Here is a 4,249-nt window from a genome sequence, read left to right as displayed (position 1 = left end):
CCTCGATCTCGAGGCCGAGTGTGCCTTGCCCGACCAGCGTTTCCTCCTGGTTGAAGGCATGGATCTGCAGTGCGCCGGTGCTTGCGGCAAAGTCCTCGCTGGCGGCCAGCGCCTCGGCATAGCGCGCGCCGCCGACGACCAGTTCGGCGCCATAGCCGCGAATGCGCGCAAGCTTGGCCGGCGGGCTTACCTCGGGAACGAAGATGGTGGCCTTGTGACCGAGCCGCATGGCGGCATAGGCGACCGCCGCGCCGTGATTGCCGCCAGACGCGGCGACCACGCCGGCCGCGGGCACTGAACGCTCCAGCAGGTTGGTAAAGGCGCCGCGCGCCTTGAACGAACCCGAATGCTGCAGGCATTCGAGCTTGAGGCCGACGGCGAGAGGCGCCTTGCCGAAATCGGCCATGTCGACGCGCAGCACCGGCGTGTGGCGGACGTATGGCCGGATGCGCGGCTCCGTCGCGGCGATGCGTTCGCGGGTGATGGTGCTGGGGTTGCTCATAATTCGCTTCCTAACCGTGCCGGCTGTTGTGCACACCAGCCAGGATGAAACTCGTGGCGCCGCCTGTCTACCTCAGCCACTCCGGGATCGAATCCAGTCCGATCAATTCGTCATAGGTCTGGCGCGGGCGCACGACATGAAAACGGTCGCCGTCGACCAGCACTTCCGGCACAAGCAGCCGGGTGTTGTAGGTGCCGGCCTGCACCGCGCCATAGGCGCCGGCAGTGGCGACGGCGATGAGATCGCCGGCCTTCAGCCGCGGCAGGTCTCGATCGAGGCCCAGGAAGTCGCCGGTCTCGCAGACCTGGCCGACCACGTCGACCGTCATGCGCGGCGCTGCCGCCGGCTGCTGCAGTACGGGGCGGATGTCGTGGAAGGCATCGTAAAGCGTCGGCCGGATCAGGTCGTTCATGGCGGCGTCGACGACGAGGAAGTTCTTGGCGTCGCCTTCCTTCACGAAGATGACCTCGGAGACCAGGATGCCGGCATTGCCGACGATCAGCCGGCCCGGCTCGAACATCACCTTCAGGCCGAGCTTGGTGACGTGCTTCCTGACGATCTCGGCATAGGCGTCGGGCAGCGGCGGCGGACTGTTGTCGACGCGGTAGGGGATGCCGAGACCGCCGCCGAGATCGACATGCTCGATGGAATGGCCGTCGGCGCGCAGCGCGCCGACCAGTTCGACGAGCAGCGCGAAGGCGTCGTCGAAAGGCTGCAGCTCGGTGATCTGGCTGCCGATATGGGTGTCGATGCCGGTGACCCTGATGCCGGGCAGTTCCGCGGCGCGGGCATAGACTTGTCGCGCCCTTTGCCATGCAATGCCGAACTTGTTTTCGGCCTTGCCGGTGGAGATCTTCTTGTGCGTCCTGGCGTCGACGTCCGGATTGATGCGCAGCGAGACCGGCGCGACCTTTCCGAGCGCAGTGGCGCGGGCCGAGAGCAGTTCAAGCTCCGGCTCGGATTCGACGTTGAAGCAGAGGATGCCGGCCGAAAGCGCGAAATCCATCTCACGCGCGGTCTTGCCGACGCCCGAAAACAGAATCTTGCCGGCCGGGATGCCGGCGGCAAGCGCCCGGCGCAATTCGCCTTCCGACACCACGTCGGCGCCGGCGCCTTGCCTCGCCAGGGTCTTCAGCACCGCCTGGTTGGAGTTCGCCTTCATGGCGTAGCAGACCAGCGTGTCGAGCCCGGCGAAAGCCTCCTTGAAGACACGGAAATGCCTGGTCAGCGTCGCCGTCGAATAGCAGTAGAAGGGCGTGCCGACCTGTGCCGCGATGTCAGGTATGGCGACGTCCTCGGCATGCAGCACGCCGTCGCGATAGTCGAAATGGTTCACGAGAGTGGTTCCGGAAGTTGAAGCACGATGAGATCGGTGATCTCACCGACTCTAGAGCAGTGGGTCGAGGATGAACTTCTTGTCCTCGACCGGTTTTTCCGGCTCCGGCGGCACGGGCTGATGCGCCTTCTCGGCATCCTTGCGCGCCTGCACGGCCGCCTCGTAAGGCGTGTCGAGGCCGGTCCTTCGGCCGCAGGCCGTGACGGTAGCCACCGCCGCGAGCAGCGCGAGCGTCACCAAAATCCTGCTTGCGGTCATCGATCCCATCCGTCGGAGAAAATTCGTCGCCTGCTTCTAGCGAAAATTTATGGCCTTTGCACCCCGGCAAATCGGGCGGTCGCCCGGCTCACGCTTTGGCAAGCCGCTTTTTCCAATAGCGGATCTGCTTGCGCACCTCCGATGGCGCCGTGCCGCCGAAGCTTGTGCGGCTCTTCACCGAGTTCTGCACGGCAAGCACGGAGAAGAGGCCCTCGGTGATACCGGGATGGATCGACTGCAGATCCTCGAGTGAAAGCTTCTCCAGCCCGACCTTCTTGTCCTCGGCCAGCGCCACGGCGCGGCCGGTGACGTGATGCGCCTCGCGGAAGGGCAGGCCGAGCGTGCGCACCAGCCAATCAGCAAGATCGGTCGCGGTCGCGTGGCCCGAGCCGGCGGCCTTCTTCATGGCGGCGGCATTGACGGTCATGTCGCGCACCATGCCGGTCATCGCCGCCAGCATCAGGTCGAGCGTCTCGGCGGCGTCGAAGACCGATTCCTTGTCTTCCTGCATGTCCTTGCCATAGGTCAGTGGCATGCCCTTCATCACCGTCAAAAGGCCGACGAGATGGCCGTTGACGCGCCCGGTCTTGCCGCGCACCAGCTCGGCGGCGTCGGGGTTCTTCTTCTGCGGCATGATCGAGGAGCCGGTGGAGAATGAGTCCGACAGCCGGACGAAGCCGAATTGTGGCGTCGACCAGATGATGATCTCCTCGGCGAGCCGCGACAGGTGGGTGGCGCAGATCGCCGCAACAGCAAGGAACTCCAGCGCGAAATCGCGGTCGGAAACGCTGTCGAGCGAATTGCGCATCGGCTCGCGGAAGCCGAGTGCCTTCGCCGTCTGGTGGCGGTCGATGGCGAAGCTGGTGCCGGCAAGGGCCGCCGCGCCGAGCGGGCTCTCGTCCATCCGCTCGATGGCGTCGCGGACGCGCGACAGGTCGCGCGAGAACATCTCGACATAGGCCATGCAGTGGTGGCCGAAGGTCACCGGCTGCGCCGCCTGCATGTGGGTGAAGCCCGGCATCACCGTCGCCGCATGCTCCTCGGCGCGCTCGAGGAAGGCCGCGATCAGCCCTTTCAGCGCCTCGGCGACGCGGAAGCACTCGTCCTTGACCCAGAGCCTCAAATCCACCGCTACCTGGTCGTTGCGCGAACGGGCGGTGTGCAGGCGGCCGGCGGCGGGGCCGATGAGGTCGGCAAGACGCGCCTCGACATTCATGTGGATGTCTTCCAGCCTGGTCGAGAATTCGAATGTGCCGGCCTCGATCTCTTTCAGGATCGTGTTCAGCCCGTGAGCGATTTTATCTTGATCGGCCGCCGAAATAATGCCCGTTTCAGCCAACATCTCGCTGTGGGCGATCGAACCTCTTATGTCCTGCGCATAGAGTTTGCGGTCGAACGAGATCGACGCGTTGATCGCTTCCATGATCGCGGCCGGACCCGAGGCAAAACGTCCGCCCCACATCTGGTTGCTGGCCTTCTTGTCGCTCATAGCTATAACCCGTGCTCCGGAGCAGTTTTGAAGAAAATGGCAGACCGCAAACAATTATTCCCGGCCCCACGCCTCATCCTCGCCGCCTTGGTGGCAGGCGTGCTGGCGGGCGCGGTCGCGGTATATGTCAGCGAGAGCGGTTCTGGCAACAATGCTGCCGCCGATGTCGCCGCAACCAGCGGCAAGGACGATGCCGCCTGCGCGGCCAAAGCCGAGCGCGCCAAAAAGGTCGCAGCGAAGGCGACAGGCCAGGTCGCGGCGCTATTGCCGGCCGATCCGCCGCAGTCGTTGAAAAGCCTCGCCTTCAACGGTCCGGACGGCAAGCCGATGACGCTCGCCGACCATGCCGGCAGGACGCTGCTGCTCAACCTGTGGGCGACATGGTGCGCGCCGTGCCGCGCCGAGATGCCGGCACTCGACGCGCTGCAGAAGGAGATGGGCAGCGACCGCTTCCAGGTCGTCGCGGTCAATGTCGACACCGGCGACGACACCAAGCCGAAGAAGTTCCTCAGCGACATCGGCGTCGCAACGCTCGGCTACTACCGGGATCCGACGCTGGCGTTGTTCAACGACGTCAAGACGCGCGGCCTGGCGCTCGGTCTGCCGGTCACCATGCTGATCGACGGCGAGGGCTGCCTGATCGCGCATATGAACGGCCCGGCCG

5 protein-coding genes are annotated in these 4,249 nt (G+C 65.2%); 1 reads left to right on the top strand and 4 read right to left on the bottom strand.

The features are described from left to right. The 4 genes from EN742_RS26245 to argH all read right to left on the bottom strand — a co-directional run. The coding region (locus tag EN742_RS26245; RefSeq protein ID WP_128333456.1) for a pyridoxal-phosphate dependent enzyme at positions 1-502 on the bottom strand (502 nt) is incomplete at its 3' end. A gap of 67 nt (positions 503-569) precedes the next feature. Next, positions 570-1,838 carry a diaminopimelate decarboxylase gene (lysA, locus tag EN742_RS26240; protein ID WP_126058097.1) on the bottom strand — a complete coding sequence of 423 codons (1,269 nt, stop codon included), beginning with the start codon at positions 1,836-1,838 and terminating at the stop codon, positions 570-572. Between the two features lie 51 nt (positions 1,839-1,889). Beyond that, positions 1,890-2,096, bottom strand: a complete 207-nt coding sequence (locus tag EN742_RS26235) for a lipoprotein (protein WP_126058098.1) — start codon at positions 2,094-2,096, stop codon at positions 1,890-1,892. Positions 2,097-2,184: 88 nt separating this feature from the next. Beyond that, complete coding sequence (argH, locus tag EN742_RS26230; protein WP_126058099.1) at positions 2,185-3,585, bottom strand: argininosuccinate lyase; 1,401 nt, start codon at positions 3,583-3,585, stop codon at positions 2,185-2,187. Positions 3,586-3,621: 36 nt separating this feature from the next. Between argH and EN742_RS26225 the strand changes: the two genes are divergently transcribed. Then, a partial coding sequence (locus EN742_RS26225) for a TlpA disulfide reductase family protein (protein WP_148670262.1) occupies positions 3,622-4,249 on the top strand: 628 nt, incomplete at its 3' end.

It is taken from the genome of Mesorhizobium sp. M4A.F.Ca.ET.020.02.1.1, from assembly GCF_004022645.1.
Classification (GTDB): Bacteria; Pseudomonadota; Alphaproteobacteria; order Rhizobiales; family Rhizobiaceae; genus Mesorhizobium.
The sequence above is the reverse complement of the archived record's forward strand: the minus strand, read 5'-3'. Positions and strand labels throughout refer to the sequence as shown.

What these genes read in the sequence shown, in the direction of transcription:
- EN742_RS26235 (WP_126058098.1), bottom strand. Translation starts at nt 2,096, where the DNA reads ATGACCGCAAGCAGGATTTTGGTGACGCTCGCGCTGCTCGCGGCGGTG.
- argH (WP_126058099.1), bottom strand. Translation starts at nt 3,585, where the DNA reads ATGAGCGACAAGAAGGCCAGCAACCAGATGTGGGGCGGACGTTTTGCC.